At 40.1% G+C, this 15,309-nt stretch carries 18 protein-coding genes; 11 read left to right on the top strand and 7 right to left on the bottom strand.

All coding sequences use genetic code 11. From position 1 onward, the window contains the following. The 5 genes from F607_RS28035 to F607_RS32510 form a co-directional block, all read left to right on the top strand. Positions 1-352, top strand: a 352-nt coding sequence (locus F607_RS28035) for a tail fiber domain-containing protein (RefSeq protein WP_157365373.1), incomplete at its 5' end; no start/stop codon positions are given. Between the two features lie 498 nt (positions 353-850). Then, the gene (locus F607_RS0103810; RefSeq protein ID WP_027706999.1) at positions 851-1,387 is read left to right on the top strand and encodes a lipocalin family protein; all 537 of its coding nucleotides are present in this window, start codon (positions 851-853) and stop codon (positions 1,385-1,387) included. A 127-nt stretch (positions 1,388-1,514) separates the two neighbouring features. After that, positions 1,515-1,739, top strand: a complete 225-nt coding sequence (locus tag F607_RS35405; protein WP_157365372.1) for a maltose acetyltransferase domain-containing protein — start codon at positions 1,515-1,517, stop codon at positions 1,737-1,739. A 26-nt stretch (positions 1,740-1,765) separates the two neighbouring features. Then, positions 1,766-2,059, top strand: a complete 294-nt coding sequence (locus F607_RS35400) for a DapH/DapD/GlmU-related protein (RefSeq protein WP_230400359.1) — start codon at positions 1,766-1,768, stop codon at positions 2,057-2,059. A gap of 57 nt (positions 2,060-2,116) precedes the next feature. Next, on the top strand, positions 2,117-2,506 hold the full coding sequence (locus tag F607_RS32510; RefSeq protein WP_051310837.1) for a DUF7079 family protein: 390 nt from the start codon (positions 2,117-2,119) through the stop codon (positions 2,504-2,506). A gap of 107 nt (positions 2,507-2,613) precedes the next feature. Here F607_RS32510 and btsR read toward each other — a convergent pair whose 3' ends face one another. Then, positions 2,614-3,330 (bottom strand): two-component system response regulator BtsR, encoded by a 717-nt coding sequence (btsR, locus tag F607_RS0103795; protein WP_027706998.1) that lies wholly within the window; start codon positions 3,328-3,330, stop codon positions 2,614-2,616. Then, on the bottom strand, positions 3,323-5,008 hold the full coding sequence (locus F607_RS0103790; protein ID WP_027706997.1) for a sensor histidine kinase: 1,686 nt from the start codon (positions 5,006-5,008) through the stop codon (positions 3,323-3,325). The genes btsR and F607_RS0103790 overlap by 8 nt, the downstream gene beginning before the upstream one ends. A 126-nt stretch (positions 5,009-5,134) precedes the next feature. Between F607_RS0103790 and F607_RS0103785 the strand changes: the two genes are divergently transcribed. Continuing rightward, positions 5,135-5,893, top strand: a complete 759-nt coding sequence (locus tag F607_RS0103785) for a substrate-binding periplasmic protein (RefSeq protein ID WP_051310835.1) — start codon at positions 5,135-5,137, stop codon at positions 5,891-5,893. A gap of 51 nt (positions 5,894-5,944) precedes the next feature. After that, a complete protein-coding gene (locus F607_RS0103780) occupies positions 5,945-6,559 on the top strand; it encodes a tRNA-uridine aminocarboxypropyltransferase (protein WP_084611089.1) in 615 nt (204 codons plus the stop codon). 123 nt (positions 6,560-6,682) lie between these two features. Here F607_RS0103780 and F607_RS0103775 read toward each other — a convergent pair whose 3' ends face one another. Continuing rightward, a complete protein-coding gene (locus F607_RS0103775; RefSeq protein WP_027706994.1) occupies positions 6,683-7,519 on the bottom strand; it encodes an SDR family oxidoreductase in 837 nt (278 codons plus the stop codon). Between the two features lie 113 nt (positions 7,520-7,632). Between F607_RS0103775 and F607_RS0103770 the strand changes: the two genes are divergently transcribed. From F607_RS0103770 to F607_RS0103760, 3 genes are all read left to right on the top strand, one after another. Further along, positions 7,633-8,739, top strand: coding sequence for a PQQ-dependent sugar dehydrogenase (locus F607_RS0103770; protein WP_038289895.1), 1,107 nt, complete (start codon positions 7,633-7,635; stop codon positions 8,737-8,739). Between the two features lie 423 nt (positions 8,740-9,162). Then, positions 9,163-10,272, top strand: coding sequence for an HD domain-containing phosphohydrolase (locus F607_RS0103765; RefSeq protein WP_027706992.1), 1,110 nt, complete (start codon positions 9,163-9,165; stop codon positions 10,270-10,272). Between the two features lie 128 nt (positions 10,273-10,400). Next, on the top strand, positions 10,401-10,724 hold the full coding sequence (locus F607_RS0103760) for a YqfO family protein (RefSeq protein WP_027706991.1): 324 nt from the start codon (positions 10,401-10,403) through the stop codon (positions 10,722-10,724). Positions 10,725-10,728: 4 nt separating this feature from the next. On the opposite strand, the gene F607_RS0103755 is transcribed toward F607_RS0103760, so the two are convergent. Next, positions 10,729-11,283 (bottom strand): NUDIX hydrolase, encoded by a 555-nt coding sequence (locus F607_RS0103755; RefSeq protein ID WP_027706990.1) that lies wholly within the window; start codon positions 11,281-11,283, stop codon positions 10,729-10,731. A gap of 85 nt (positions 11,284-11,368) precedes the next feature. Continuing rightward, a complete protein-coding gene (locus F607_RS28020) occupies positions 11,369-11,731 on the bottom strand; it encodes a DUF3135 domain-containing protein (RefSeq protein WP_051310831.1) in 363 nt (120 codons plus the stop codon). Positions 11,732-12,189: 458 nt separating this feature from the next. On the opposite strand from F607_RS28020, the gene F607_RS0103745 reads away from it, so the two are divergent. Beyond that, the gene (locus tag F607_RS0103745) at positions 12,190-12,804 is read left to right on the top strand and encodes an NUDIX hydrolase (RefSeq protein WP_051310829.1); all 615 of its coding nucleotides are present in this window, start codon (positions 12,190-12,192) and stop codon (positions 12,802-12,804) included. Between the two features lie 81 nt (positions 12,805-12,885). On the opposite strand, the gene F607_RS0103740 is transcribed toward F607_RS0103745, so the two are convergent. Next, positions 12,886-14,148: an HlyC/CorC family transporter gene (locus tag F607_RS0103740; protein ID WP_027706988.1), complete on the bottom strand. Its 1,263-nt coding sequence runs from the start codon at positions 14,146-14,148 to the stop codon at positions 12,886-12,888. 71 nt (positions 14,149-14,219) lie between these two features. Further along, positions 14,220-15,017, bottom strand: a complete 798-nt coding sequence (locus F607_RS0103735) for a cytochrome C assembly family protein (protein WP_027706987.1) — start codon at positions 15,015-15,017, stop codon at positions 14,220-14,222. Positions 15,018-15,309: the final 292 nt, after the last annotated feature.

Below are 15,309 nucleotides of genomic sequence, written 5' to 3'. Positions count from 1 at the left end.
AATAGCGTCAGCACAGTACTTTGATACTTTAGGCGGAATGGCGTTAAGTGACATAAATATTAAAACGGATTTAAAACCTTTAGAAAAACCACTTGATAAACTGGCTACAATTAAACCTTACTCTTACAAAAGGTTAGATTTAGACTATAAGGAAGAAATAGGTGTTATCGCACAAGATGTTCAAAAAGTATATCCTCTAGCTGTATTTCATGACCAATACAGAGACTTGTTAGGTGTGAACTATTCACGGCTGGTGGTTCCACTGATTGCAGCAATTAATGAACTAAACGAAAAAGTGAAAAAACTAGAAAAACAGCTAGAAGAGCAAAGAAATGGGTTGTGTTGCAAATAGGCACAGCCCTTATCATCTGGTAATCTTAGCTTCTTTGATTGACTCAAAGTGAGTACCCAGTGATCAGCTTTGTGTCCGCTCGGCAACTGTGTAGTTGGTTAGAAAAATTTGCTCTTACACACCTTCACCGAGGGGACACATTAAAACATATAACAAACAAACGAACACTGATAGCTAAGGCAGGTTATTTGAGTTCACCAGCAAAAGCTGAAGCAGCGTATTTTCAAAACCTAGAAACTGTCTAGAAAAGTCATCCACTCACAGTAAATACTGTATGAAATACATCACTTAGACTTTAAACCCTCATTTTTCTGTTCGTAAATACCTTTGAGTAAGCGCTTGTGGTACTTTATAGCGATTATGATAGCTTACGTTGAACGGTTTGCAGCGTGTTCTATGAACGATTCTTTAAAAAATAACTTTCATAAAGGAAAATTACCTAAAACCTCTCTGGTTTCCTACTTGAATGATTATTAGTTTTTCAGTCGAGGCTTATGCATGAAGCTAACTTTTATTTTCGCAATATCCATCTTATTGACAGGTTGTCTCGGAATGCCTGCTAAGGTTTCTCCTGTTAAAGAGTTTGACCTTAGTCGATATTTAGGCAGGTGGTATGAAATTGCAAGACTTGATCATTCATTTGAGCGAGGTTTGGAGCAGGTGACTGCAGAATATTCAATGCGTGATGATGGTGGTGTAAGTGTTAAAAATAGGGGGTATTCACCAACAGAAAAGCAATGGAAGGAAGCAGAGGGTAAAGCCTATTTTGTTAATGGAACAGAAGAGGGTTATCTCAAGGTTTCATTTTTTGGACCATTTTATGGCTCTTATGTTGTGTTCGAGCTGGATGATGAAAACTATGAGTATGCATTTGTATCTGGCCCAGACCTGTCGTACTTATGGCTTCTTTCAAGAAAGCCAACTTTAACTCAAGGGGTTATTGACCGCTTTGTAGAACAAGCTGAGGCGTTTGGCTTTAATACTAAAAACTTAATTTTTGTAAAGCAAAATATATCCAATACGAATGGTTTTTAAGCGAGTTACATATTGCTTGGTATTACCATTTGTAGCATCCGCTAACGAGGCATGATTAGCCTCTATGCTTAGCTTTAGTTTTTATGTAGGGTGATGAAAAATAAATGACCAATATGGAATTGAGTAAATGACGGAAAAAGAGAAAATGCTGGCAGGACTCCCCTATAATTCCTGGGATGATGTTCTACTCGGGGAAAGAATGTTTGCAAAAAGTATTTGCCAGCGTTTTAATCAGTTTGATCCTACTCGATTAGATGAACGAATGTCCTTACTATCCAGTCTGCTTTTAATAAAGGACTCTGCTCATATTGAGCCAAATTTTTTTGTGACTATGGCTATAATATCGAGTTAGGAAGTAATTTCTATTCAAATCATAACTTGACGATTCTTGACGCCTGTAGTGTTAAAATTGGCGATAATGTTTTTATTGGCCCTCAAGTCATGATATCTACAGCGACACACCCTTTAAATGGAATTGAGCGCCGCTCGATTGAGTATGGCGTAAGCATTTCAATTGGTAATGATGTTTGGATTGGTGGAAATGTATCCATTTTACCAGGGGTTAAGATAGGAAATAACTGCGTTATAGGTGCCGGAAGTGTTGTTACTAAAGCTATTCCTGATAACAGTGTGGCTTTTGGAAATCCATGTAAAGTTCAGCATGCTGTTTAAGGCGGGTTGTGAAGACTATACAGGTTGCTGATGTTGTGTTTATTGAGATTTTTTGGAATGAAAAAACAACAGCAGGAATACTACGAAATAGCATGGTATTCTATCTCAGAATTATTTCTTGACACTGAGTTAAAGGGTTTGGAGTTAAAGTTTATTGCAAAGCAATTATTGCAAACGCCATTCACAGAGTCAGAACTGAATGAAATACTTATTTATGATGTGGCGCCAGTTTGTTATGGGAATTTATTGGCTACTGCTGGAGTATGGGAAGGTTTTGATAAAGAGTGGCTGTTTTCTGAAATCCAAAACAATAAAAGTAAAAACCAAAAGATATTTCGCTTAAAATGTAAGTTAATTAAATGTTTTTATGGCTCTGCTCTTCAGTCTCAGTGGACTATTGTTCTTGAGAAACTTAGGAACTTAAGAAGTGATTGCTCAATACCCTAGTTAGAGATGAGCTGCCAAGCGCATAGCTCAATTTAAGGTTTGTGGCATGAACATCTTAAAGTGAGCTATTTCAGCTAGGGCCTACGACTTGTTCAGGATAATCAAAACTACTGTAGCCCAAATCGATCTTTAAGCATTTTTAAGTAACGTCGACTCACGGGTACTTTATGGCCATGCTGAGTAATGATTTCTGCCAGACCATTCTCTAATAATTGAATTTCCCGTATGGCATTGATATTGATGAGATATTGGCGGTGGCAATGCAATAGTGGTGTTTTGCTTTCCAGCGTTTTTAAGGTGAGCTGGGTATGGCTTGTACCTTCTTCACTCATTACATGGACTCCTGACAAATCAGAAAAGGCAAACTCCACATCATCAATTTTAATTAGCCGTATTCTGTTTTGCAGATAACATGGAATAAGTTGTAAGTCGGCACTGGCTAAGGGGTTGAGTGAAGGTGGTTGCTGATAGTTTTTTTTGAGTCTTGCTAAAGTTTTTTGTAGGCGTGATGGTTCAACGGGTTTTAATAGATAATCAAACGCATTGTCTTCAAAAGCACGGATAGCATACTCATCATAGGCAGTGACAAACACAATGTAGGGAGCATCATCCATATTCAGCATACTGACTAATTCTAGGCCACTGACCCGAGGCATTTGTATATCCAAAAACACGACATCAGGGTGCAGGCCATTAATCATTTGCAAGGCTTCGATGGCATTGCTGGCTTGGCCAATAATCGAGATTTCTGGGTCGCTACTAAGCAGGTCTGCCAGTGCTTCCCGAGCCAGAGGTTCATCATCTACCAGTAAAGCGCTAATCATCACCAGACTCCTCAATGGGTAATGTTATTGTTATTCGTGTCCATTGGTTTGGTTGGCATTGTACCTCAAGCCCATAGCGATTGCCGTAACGTGCTTTGATGCGTTTATCAACAATACCCATACCGAGTCCATCACTTCTTGGTTTATTTTCATAAAGACCAGCATTATCTTCAACGCTAAGGACAAGTAGTGAGTCTTGCCGAGTGCCACTAATGATTATTTCACCAGCCTCAAGGCAATGCGCGATACCATGCTTGATCGCATTTTCAACAATGGGTTGCAAAGTGAATGTGGGGACTTGAATAGAATTTAACTGTTCTGGAATATCAATTTTTACGGTTAGGCGGTCAGCAAAACGAGCGTGCTCAATTTTTAGATAGGAGTGAACGTGGTCAATTTCATCTTCTAATGTGGCTGATTCACAATCTCGTTTTAGGTTTTTTCGGAAAAAACGTGAGAGGTGAAGCAGTAGTTCCCTGGCTTCTTCTGGTTGCTTGCGAATAATCGCGCTGATGGTATTAAGTGCATTAAATAGAAAGTGTGGGTTAATTTGAGCTTGAATGAGTTTGAGCTCGGCTTGAATTAATAAGCGCTTTTGCTGCTCATGTAAGCCACTTAAGATTTGGTTAGATATGAGGCGAGCGATACCTTCCCCTAAGGTACGATTAATATTGACGAATAATTTATGTTTAGGCTCGTAAAGCTTAATGGTCCCGATGACTTGCTCATTATCACCTTGCAAGGGGATCACCACTACAGAGCCTAACCCGCATTGAGCTTGAATTGAGCAACGGTAGGGAACCTCTACACCATCAGCAAAAATGACTTGATTATGCTGAATTGCTTTAAAGGTCATGGTTGATGAGATAGGGGTGCCAGGTAAGTGATGATCATCGCCATGGCCGATAAACGCTAAAATCTTTTCACAGTCGGTTATAGCGACTGCTCCGACACCGGTTTCTTCGTAAATTATTTGGGCGATACGAGCACTGTTTTCTTCATTAAAACCTGTTGCGAGAATACCTACTGTGCGTTCGGCTATTTTTAGGGCTTTCGCGGAAAAGGCCTGGCTGAACTTTTCATACATGGTTTTCTGGTCACGAATAATATTCATGAACAACGCCGCACCAGCTGAGTTGGCTAATATCATAGGAGGTGCAATGAGTTTGACGAGACTCCAGGCTTCGGAGAAAGGTTTAGCGACAATCAAGATAACGACCATCTGGGCTATTTCTGCTACCAGGGTGGTAAGAAAGGCAATATAAGGCGTAAAGAGCGTATCGATCTTACGATGTTTGTTGAGTAAATAAAAATGCACAAGGCCGGCAAACAGTCCTTCAATAGTGGTTGAAATGGCACAGGCTAGATCGGTAAAGCCGCCAAGAGAATATCGGTGTAATCCTCCGGTAAGCCCTACGAAAAAACCAACCAAAGGGCCTCCCAGTAAGCCACCTAAAACTGCACCAACGGCACGGGTATTCGCAATGGCATCGTGAATTTCCAAGCCAAAATAGGTACCCATGATACAAAAACTGGAGAAAACCAGATAAATTACAACTTTGTGGGGAAACTGGATCGAAATGTTGACTAATGGTTTAAAAATGGGCGTTTTGCTAAACAAATAAGCAATCACAAAAAAAACACTCATTTGTTGCAGTAAAGATAGAATTAACTGCATAGTTATCACACTACTTGGCTGTGTTCATGCTGTTGACTGGTTATCGTAGAGGCTATTGAGCATTCATCATTGTAAGTTAGCAATGCTTACTCATAGTGCAAACTGCAAGCCTCAGAAGGAATTATAATGAGTTTTAATAAATGTTCATTGTGCGTTTGGTGTTGGCTAGCGTTGGTTTATATAATGATCGCTTTTGCCCGCCCATTACCTGCAGAAACACTCATTATGGCAGTTGGCTTGGCATTACCCCCTTATGTGATCAAAGAAGGGGATAAAGGGATGGAGTTAGACGTTGTCAGAGAGATTCTAGAAAAACAAGGATATACTATTCATCCAGTCTACTTACCCTTAGCCAGAGTTGTGGAACATATGGCTGATGGTACGGTTGATGCGGCCTTAACCGTCAACGAAGCTGCAGGTTTAAATAATGCCTTTTTTTCTGATAGCCATATCACTTACCAAAACTCGGTTATCAGTTTAGCCAAGCATAATTTTCAAATAGAATCTGTGAATGATCTGGCTGATAAGTCAGTCATGGCTTTCCAGTATGCAAAGATTTATTTAGGCGCAGAGTTTGCTGCCATGGCAAATAATAATGGCCAGTATTCTGAAAAGGCTAGACAGTCAACACAAATTAGAATGCTATTTGCTGGAAGAGTTGAAGCTATCGTTCTGGATACCAATATTTTCCGTTTTTATCGTAACTCTGAAAAAAAGTATGTTGATACGTCACAACCTATTACTACCCATAACATTTTTCCCCCAAGTCACTACCGAGTTGCATTTAAAAATAAAACAGCACGAGATGAATTCAATAAGGGGCTAGAGGCGATAAAGAGGAGTGGTCGTTATGATGAAATTATTCGTCAGTATATCCAACCATAGTGTGCTGAAGTATAGTCCTTAACGTTTTTATGACAAAGATATTCGCCTTTTATGCCTAGAAAAGTATGTATACGCTGTCAGCGGCCCGCTTCAGTTTGTTTGTGTAAATATATCACTCGTTCCCAAGCGCCTATGAACCTTGTGATACTTCAGCATCCTTCTGAGCAAAAGAAAGCCATTGGCACGGCAAAGATATTGGATTTATGTATTGATAACTCAATACATATAGTGGGAGAGTGCTTTAGCAATCATCAAGAGTTTGAGCAAATACTCCAACAGCCGTGTGTGGTCTTGTTTCCAAGTGATCATGCCGTGTCAGTCAACACATTTCAGCTGAATTATTTACAAGACTCTGATCTTCAATCGTGGAATCTGATTGTTATAGATGGGACATGGAGGAAAGCGAAAAAAATTTGGTATTTGAATCCTCAGTTACACAGTTTGCCTTCTATCGTTTTAAGTCAATGTGAACCATCAACTTATCGAATCAGAAAAGTACCCAATCATGCTTACCTTTCTACTGTAGAAGCGGTTGTAGTAGCATTGCGCGAGTTAGTCAACGATCAAACACTTCTTGAAAGCCCCCTCACCGTATTTAATGCGATGATTGATCAGCAAATTCAAATAATGGGTGATGAGACTTACCAAAATAACTATCAAAAGTAGTATTTTGGAAGCTTTAATCCAAGGTAATTCTTTTTTTGAAATAATTGAACCAGTTAGACTACTGAGCTTCTTTCAACGACGCTGAAATAGCCCTGAAGTCTATTTCAGCGATAGAGTATTTACTTACTCGTCATCAATAAATAAGTCGTTCATGAGTGTTTTGTTAGCTGTACGGTCATAACGGTACTGTTCAAAATCGCTGATGCCCTGGCTTTTTAGAAAAGATTCATCGACCAAGGTTTGCCCATTAAGTGTTTCATGAGAAAGACTTAATATTTTAAACGCTGCATCGGCCATAATGTCAGCTGTACGGCAGTACTGGAATGTTTCTTCACTGCCTACTTCAAAAGCAACGGCAGCTGTTGCAATAACAGTTTTAGGCCATAAGGTATTTACAGCAATATGATACTTTTTAAATTCTTCAGCCATTCCTAACGCTAAAATAGTCATACCATATTTTGAGAGTGTGTAGGGAGCAAATTTTTTCAGCCACTTTGGCTGCAAACTAATAGGGGGGGAAAGGCTCAAAATATGTGGGTTAGATGATTTTTTTAGGTAGAGAAGTACTGCTTGAGCACAAATAAATAATGCCCGACTATTTACTTGCTGCATTAGGTCATAGCGTTTAATAGGAAGTGTTTCAACAGGGAGCAGTTTAATGGCACCTGCATTATTGATTAATGCATCAATACCGCCAAACCGTTCTACAGTTTGCGTCACCATCTGCTGAACTTGTTGTTCATCGCGGACATCCATTTGTACGGCAAGTGCCTTGCCACCAGCAGCCTCTACTTCTGCCGCTACACTATGAATAGTGCCTGGTAATTTACTATGGGGTTCGCTGGTTTTTCCTGTTACAACAATATTGGCACCGGCAGCTGCGCATTTAAGCGCGATAGCACGACCAATGCCTCGACTCGCACCTGTTATGACAATCGTTTTATTTTCCATGCTTGTCATATTATTACCTTATAGTCCTTTATTATTTGTTTTGATATTGAATGAACGTATGCTCTTGTGGGTATATGTATTCCTAAACGTTGTTTGACTCACTAATTTATGTGGTGATTACTATGTGGGTATCACTCAGAGTTATCACTTTATTACTCACCTTTTTATTATTGGGGAATGGCCTTTACGCTGACGATAGATTACACATCATTACCCTTAATGATCAACTAGAATACCCCTGGGCAATGGCTTGGGTTAATCAAACACGTCATGTATTGGTAACACTTAAGCGTGGACAGATAGCTTTACTGGATCAACAAGGTAAGAAAAAAGCTCAGTTCAATCTTGACCTTCCCATTGCTTATGGGGGGCAAGGTGGGCTGTTAGATATTGTGCTGCATCCAAATTATCCCAAAAACCACTGGGTTTATTTCTCTTACAGTCAAGCATTATCCAGTGGTTATACCACCGCTGTAGCGCGAGCCAAAATTACGGTTAATCCTCCTCAATTAACCCAGCTTGAAACAATTTATAGTGCTCAAGCGGTTTCTGATAATACACATCACTTTGGTTCTCGGCTCGCTTTTGATACTAAGCATCTGCTTTATGTTACGGTAGGGGATCGAGGAGAGCGAAGTAGAGCTCAACATCTAACAAATGACTTTGGCAAGGTTTTACGCTTGACGGATGAAGGTAAACCGGCTGCAGATAATCCATTTAGTAATTCATCAGATAAACGAAGCGAAATATTCAGCTATGGGCACCGAAATCCACAGGGACTTGTTTATGATATCAAAACAAATACTATGTGGTTGCATGAGCATGGACCGTTAGGAGGAGATGAAGTCAATCGGTTAAAAGCGGGAAAGAACTATGGCTGGCCGATGGTGACATATGGCCGTGAGTACAGTGGTTTATTAATTTCTAAGTTTACCTCTTTGCCGGGAATGATTTCTCCTGAGTGGTATTGGGTTCCTTCTATTGCTCCATCAGGAATGACTATTTATTACGGAGAATTATTCAAGCGTTGGCAAGGGCAACTATTGGTTGGGGCATTAAAAGCAAAACTGTTGGTACGTTTACCTTTACTCAATAATCGAATTCAACGAGAACAGCGGTTTGCTATGACGGCTCGTATTCGTGATGTTGAGGTTGGAGGAGATGGAGCCATTTATCTTATAACGGATGAGTCAAAGGGAAAACTCCTGAAAATAATACCTCGTCAATAAATAATGAGAATGTACTCTTCGCGAATGATTTTTAGGCTTTGTTACCATCGCTCTTGACCACCAAGGATGGTGGGAATGCAGTTTATGCAGGAGTATTTAACTGCCACCCCAGTCATTTAGTTTATCTAAGCTCCTGGGGCTTCAGCGCTCGGTGGCCTCGCCTAAATAACCCTTCGCTGTGAGTATATACCACTTTATTTTGACACCTAAAAATGATTCATGAAGGGTATATAAGCTGGATAAAACAAAAAGAAATCATGTGTCGGATAGTCTTTGCTTAAAGAGATAAATAGATAGAAATAAAAATGCAGACATTAATGACTAATAGTTATTTTTAGCATTTGGCACATAACTCAGTCATTGCTAGATTTAAACTCTATAGTCGAATGATAGGAAAATCCCTTAAAGTTGCAGGACTATTCAATGAGTACGTTTACGTGTGAGACTTTCACCGAGCTAGATCAAGATATCCTGACCGACTTTCATACCTGTTTTCAGGAGGCACAAGAAGAAATTGAATTGTGCTGCCACCGTTTAGAACAAAACCCTAGTTCTGAAGATATTCATGATTTGTTTCGCTCAATGCATTCCCTCAAGGGAAACTGCCGAATGGTGTTTTTGGACCCTTTGGTGGATGTAAGCCATAAACTGGAGGAAATAGTATCTGATATCCGTGATGGTAAATATGCCTATGAGCCTGTCTATGGTGAGTTCATGTTGGCAGTCATTAGCCGTATTGATGAGCTTATATCGCAACTATTGCAAGTCGGTGAAGCGGATCAAGGGTTATTAGACACTTTAGAAAGCTTTATTTTACAAGTAAGAGAGGCTGATGATAGTGGTCGTGTTGACATTGTTAATCAGCTATTAGATCAGCTTGTGGGTGGAGAAGAATCTCAGTTAGCGCCTAAAAAGCAACGTGTGATTGAGCCACCAGAAGAAGTTGAAGATGCTAAAACCTCTGACTTGGATTTTTTCCATTCGTTGGCGGTTAAACTGGACAGATTATTTTTATTTAAGCAGGGAACTGCTTTTAATGAGCAGCTTAAAATGGCTGCAGAGATTAATAAAGAGTTAGGTGATGTTGTATCGCATGAAGAGTTAAGTGCCGCTGTATATTTACACGATATTGGTATGGCATTTGTGCCTTGGCAAGTGTTGAACAAGCATACAACACTGACACCGGAAGAACAGCTTTTGTATCAAGATCATGTCCGGATAGGGGCGGGACTTGTGCGAAGAATGTCAGGTTGGCAAGGTGCTGCAGATATGATTGAGCATCATCATGAGCATTTTGATGGAACAGGCTTTCCTCATGGATTAAAAGGAGATCATATTAATATCGGTGGCATGATTTTAGCGGTTATTGACAGCTATCAGAAAGTATTGCATCAGCATAGTGATGTGAGCTTTCGTAAAACATTATTACGTGCGGTGACAGAAATAAACAGTAACAGTAATTCAAAATTTGACCCTACCGTTGTCGATGCTTTTAACCTCGTGGTTAGAAGACATTATGTCGCTCAGCGCTAAGCTTTTTTAAGTTATAAATCTTTTCTGGTTAAACAATTTCCTCTTTGTTACTTTCCTATCTAGTGTGTTATTTAGCAAGCCTGGTTCTGATGTGATTCATTTTTTTAATGTGAGGATGGAAAGCAACTATGTATAAGCTTTGTGTCTATGTACCCGAGGAAGCTATAGAACAAGTAAAGTCTGCACTATTTGCTGCAGGAGCAGGTCGTATTGGTTGTTATGATAGTTGCTGCTGGCAGGTAAAAGGTTTTGGACAATTTCGTCCGCTTAACGGGAGTTCACCTTACCTTGGTCAGCAAGGAAAGGTTGAGCAAGTAGAGGAGTATCGTGTAGAGATGGTATGTGATGATGCACATATTCATACTGCTATTAAAGCATTGCGTGAAAGCCATCCTTATGAGGAGCCTGCATTTGATGTCTGGCAGCTGAGTGATATCGCACTGACAGGTTAGTTGACTACTTAACCTGCTGATATGAGGCATGAGGGGCTATGTCAATGGTGCGAAAGGTAAACTGTTGCTGTTTCAAGTCACTAAAGTAGTACTGTAGTGTTTTAGTAATCGTTGGAAAAGCTAAATTATCCCAGGGTATAGTTTCTTCTGTGAAGAGTTCTGCTGATAAGCTTTCTTCCCCGGGTGAAAATATGGGTTGGGGTAGCTGCGCAAGAAAAATTAAATAAACCTGATTGATATGAGGCAGGTTAAATAAAGTATATAACTTGTCTATTTCGACAGTTGCACAGGCTTCTTCCCAGGTTTCTCGCGCTGCAGCTTGCTGGGTGGTTTCATTAAGCTCCATAAAGCCCGCTGGGAGTGTCCAATAACCTGCTCGAGGATGAATAGCACGCTGGCATAGTAAGATTTGATTCTGGTAAACAGGCAAGCAGCCAGCAACAATTTTCGGATTTTGGTAATGTATTGTGCTGCACTGAGTACAGACATAGCGCAGTCGATTGTCACCTTCGGGAATAGCAGTTGTTATTTCACCACCGCAGTGGCTGCAATAGTTCATAGCCTCAACTCCTGATGTTGAGGCTATGAGTATAAACTGCTAATTGTGTAAACTGAAAGAGAGGGAAGAGGGCAGGTCCCTAGAGCTATACTTTAAGTTGTTTCAAGTTTCGTTTCTCACTCATGCAAATCACATCTGCAGGTGTGCAAGTGGGGGGGGGAGTGTTGATTCGGTCATGAATTGAATCAGGATCGTTGAGAGATAACTGAAGTTCTTGCAGGGATTTGTACATGAGTTCAGATACTGCAATACAGGCAGCCATAGGGTTATTTGATTTTCGAATTTGCATATCGACTTGGAATTGAATCCCTCTGAGTCTGCGCTGAGAGTTTTTGGGAGCAGACTGGATAGTATTCTCAATCAGTTGATCTCTAAGTTTTTCCAGATCTTCTGGTTTATTTCGAGCTAAGTTCATTAAGTGGTCAAAATCTGGAAGTTTTACTTTCATGTGGTCACCTGAAACATCCAATAAAACTGTTATCTATCCCTAGGTTTTGCCCTAGTCCGTCAGATAATCCGTGTTGGTTAATATTTATACTACTGACGGCGAAACCAACATGATATTGCTTAGTTCTCACTCAATATGTGTGCCAGTTCTATTTTTTGAAGTGTTAAAATGACTTTGTATTATAAAAAGCTCTGGAAATCAGTTGCTTAGAAAATAATAAAAGGAGGGTGGCTTTTGCAGGAAATGTGATGTGCTTGGCTAAAAATGAACATGTGTTTGAGTTGTTAATAAGTGCGACAGTTAAATAGCTAAACACTATAAAAACATAAAAATTAATAAGGCTTTATAGTAAGTGCTGGTATGCATAAACGTATAAAATCAACAAAGTTAACGTTGAGTATAAAAAAACTTATAAGCCTCAGGACATCCAAAAAAGGGTGTAAACTGGATTAACAATCATGATGACAGATATGCTTTGGCAGATTAAGCATCAACTTGCAGATTATCGCCCCCCAATTAACCAAATAAGCTTACCCCAAGCGAGTGTCCTTATTGCAGTAACGAATAGCTCGGTATCACCTGAGATTATTTTAATTCAACGTGCACATCATTTGTCTTCTCATAGTGGTGAGGTAGCATTTCCAGGGGGAAAACGAGAGCCACAAGATAAAAACTTATGGCAAACGGCACTTCGTGAAAGTCATGAGGAAGTTCGAATAATTCCTGAATCCGTTGAGTATCTTGGCCAGCTACGTTCTGTTGTATCTCGCTTTGGTATTTCTGTGACACCTTTCGTGGGTTTGATTCCCTCAAAGACGAACTTAATACCTTGTCCTGATGAACTAGAGTGCTGCTTTCGGGTACCTTTAGCTTTTTTTCTAAAGTCACAAAACCTAGGATGGGATCGACTTAACTATGGGGGGCATGACTTTGTATTGCCTAGCTATCAGTATCAACAATTTAAAATTTGGGGCTTAACTGCCATTGTGTTGGCGGATTTATTGAATACTGTATTTGAAACTAATATTGATTTAAATCTGCCCCACTATAAGCGTTTTAGTGTTAACCATTAAATAATCGTTATGGCTCACGTCTCACAGTGTTTTTCAACAATGGCGTGAGCACTTTCTTCATAGCGGCTTGCAGCTGCCTAACTAGTGACTTTTTCCTTTAATCAAGCGTGCACGCTTTATAATATTGTCCTTAATTTGTAAAATTTCGATTTTATAGGTATCAATCTTAAGGCACACATTGGCCTCAGGAATTGCTTCTAAGAACTCAAGGATAAGACCGTTAAGTGTTTTTGGGCCTTCGCTGGGCATCTTCCAACCTAGTGTCCGATTTATATCTCGAATACTGGTTAGACCTCCTACAATATATGAACCATCGCCCTGAGGATTAATGTCGAGGTCGCTGTCTGGTAAGCCTGTGGTAAATTCTCCTACAATTTCCTCTAGTATATCCTCTAAGGTGGCTAATCCCTGTACGTCACCATACTCGTCAACAACCAGGCCAATCCGCTCTTTATCCTGCTGAAAATTAAACAGCTGTGTATGTAATGGGGTATTTTCTGGAATAAATAATACCTCAGTCGACTCTTGTAGTAGCGCATCTTTGCTGGGTTCAGCAAGACTCAAGACACGTAACGCATCACGCATATGTAGCATGCCTACGACATTATTAATGTCCCCTTTGTAGACTGGCATACGGGTATGTTGACTGGATCGAAGTTGCTGCAGGATGGCTGCAAGGTCATCACTTAGATCAATTCCAATAATATCCTGGCGTGGAATCATGATGTCATTAACGGTGACTTTTTCCAGGTCTAAAATCCCAAGTAACATACCTTTACGGCGCCGTGGAAGTCTTCCTGCTGACTCATGAACAATTGTTCGAAGTTCTTCGGTTGTTAGATGATCTTCAGGAATATCTGAAGTATCCACACCAAATAAACGTAGTAGCCCGTTACTAATACCATTGATCAGCCATACAGCAGGATAGAGCAACCATAGTAATGGTTTGAGAATCCATGATGCAGGAAATGCAATTCGCTCTGGACTAAGTGCGGCAAGTGTCTTGGGGGTGACCTCTGCAAAAATCAGAATAACCAGGGTCAAAATAGCCGTGGCAATGGCAATACCTGCTTCTCCCCAAAGTTGAATGGCAATCACCGTTGCAATTGCTGAAGCAAGAATGTTAACAAAGTTATTGCCAATCAGAATCACACCGATTAAACGATCGGGTCGTTCCAAGAGTGCTTGTGCACGCATAGCGGAGCGATTTTTTTGTTTAACCAAGTGTCTGAGTCGATAGCGATTAAGTGCCATCATGCCCGTTTCAGAGCTGGAGAAAAACGCAGACAGTAGAATAAGAATAACCAAACAGCCCAGTAAAAAACTAAGGGGTACGTCGTCCAAGAAAAAATAACCTCATGTAATACAAAACGTGCTTTATCTGTCGCCAAAATAGCCGACGATTGTGGTGAAGTTTATCCAGCTTGTTTGATTAGGTCCAGTAGGAGCTTGCTACCAAAGTAAGCGAGTACAAGTAGGGTAAAGCCACAAATAGTCCAGCGTATAGCAGTAATACCTCGCCATCCGAGGGCATGCCGTCCCCACAGCAAAATAGCAAACACTAACCAGGCGATAATAGAAAGACTTGCCTTGTGGGACTGAACAAAACTGTCGTCTAGTGTAATGAAACCACTAAAAAGTGAGCAGCTTAGTAGCAGTAGCCCTGCCCATAGAAACTCAAACAACAGGCTTTCCATCGTTTGTAGTGGTGGGAATAGCCTAATGATTCCCGTAGGATGTCGATGTTTAAGTCGGTAGTCCTGATAGGCCAAGAGCAGTGCCTGGCAAAATGCAATGGTTAAAATACTGTATGCTAAAACTGAAAATAGCACATGTAAGATCATGCCTGCTGACAAGTTGGTTTTTATATCTGTAGGTGAAAGATGAAAGGCTGATAGCAAAATAGTCGTTGCGGCAATCGGAAATAAAATGACAAATAAGTTTTCAACGGGTTTGCGCAAACTGCTTAGTAGTACAACATTAATGATTAACCATGATATCAATGAGCCAACGTTTACATAGCTAAGATCAATACCCTGCTGAGTGTGAAGTACAAAGTAAATACTCAACATTTGCAGTATAGATGCACTTAATGCAATGCCTTGAATAAGTGGCTTATGAATAGTGTGGCCCTGAACAAGGGCCCGTCCCTGGTAGACAGATCCTGCCGCATAGAGCAATACTGCAATAAGGCTTGGCAAAATGATGTTCATAAAATCCTGTGCTAACGTGGTTTATTATATTTGAACAGCTTATGGTACTAAGGTTAAAGGTAAAAGATCTGTGCATTTCATAAGCTTGACGTCCAGCATATTATGTTGAGACAGCAGATGAAAGTATTGTTTAGTGACTTAACTGAGTAATATTGATAAATGAAATAGTCGTGAAACTGGACAGCCGCTACAGATAATACGGTATAATCGCTTAAACTTAAGCCTATATTCAGCAGAAAGCATTCAAAATCTCCCTCTAGAGTCACTATTGTTACATATCACGCTGATTTGT

Source organism: Zooshikella ganghwensis DSM 15267, from assembly GCF_000428585.1.
GTDB lineage: Bacteria > Pseudomonadota > Gammaproteobacteria > Pseudomonadales > Zooshikellaceae > Zooshikella > Zooshikella ganghwensis.
Note: the sequence above shows the minus strand (reverse complement) of the source record. Positions and strands in the feature narration are given on the sequence as shown.

Bases quoted from the DNA above. Each gene is read 5' to 3' on its own strand.
- F607_RS0103810 (WP_027706999.1), top strand. From the start codon at position 851: ATGAAGCTAACTTTTATTTTCGCAATATCCATCTTATTGACAGGTTGT.
- F607_RS35405 (WP_157365372.1), top strand. From the start codon at position 1,515: ATGACGGAAAAAGAGAAAATGCTGGCAGGACTCCCCTATAATTCCTGG.
- F607_RS32510 (WP_051310837.1), top strand. From the start codon at position 2,117: ATGAAAAAACAACAGCAGGAATACTACGAAATAGCATGGTATTCTATC.
- btsR (WP_027706998.1), bottom strand. From the start codon at position 3,330: ATGATTAGCGCTTTACTGGTAGATGATGAACCTCTGGCTCGGGAAGCA.
- F607_RS0103790 (WP_027706997.1), bottom strand. From the start codon at position 5,008: ATGCAGTTAATTCTATCTTTACTGCAACAAATGAGTGTTTTTTTTGTG.
- F607_RS0103785 (WP_051310835.1), top strand. From the start codon at position 5,135: ATGAGTTTTAATAAATGTTCATTGTGCGTTTGGTGTTGGCTAGCGTTG.
- F607_RS0103780 (WP_084611089.1), top strand. From the start codon at position 5,945: ATGCCTAGAAAAGTATGTATACGCTGTCAGCGGCCCGCTTCAGTTTGT.
- F607_RS0103775 (WP_027706994.1), bottom strand. From the start codon at position 7,519: ATGACAAGCATGGAAAATAAAACGATTGTCATAACAGGTGCGAGTCGA.
- F607_RS0103770 (WP_038289895.1), top strand. From the start codon at position 7,633: ATGTGGGTATCACTCAGAGTTATCACTTTATTACTCACCTTTTTATTA.
- F607_RS0103765 (WP_027706992.1), top strand. From the start codon at position 9,163: ATGAGTACGTTTACGTGTGAGACTTTCACCGAGCTAGATCAAGATATC.
- F607_RS0103760 (WP_027706991.1), top strand. From the start codon at position 10,401: ATGTATAAGCTTTGTGTCTATGTACCCGAGGAAGCTATAGAACAAGTA.
- F607_RS0103755 (WP_027706990.1), bottom strand. From the start codon at position 11,283: ATGAACTATTGCAGCCACTGCGGTGGTGAAATAACAACTGCTATTCCC.
- F607_RS28020 (WP_051310831.1), bottom strand. From the start codon at position 11,731: ATGAAAGTAAAACTTCCAGATTTTGACCACTTAATGAACTTAGCTCGA.
- F607_RS0103745 (WP_051310829.1), top strand. From the start codon at position 12,190: ATGATGACAGATATGCTTTGGCAGATTAAGCATCAACTTGCAGATTAT.
- F607_RS0103735 (WP_027706987.1), bottom strand. From the start codon at position 15,017: ATGAACATCATTTTGCCAAGCCTTATTGCAGTATTGCTCTATGCGGCA.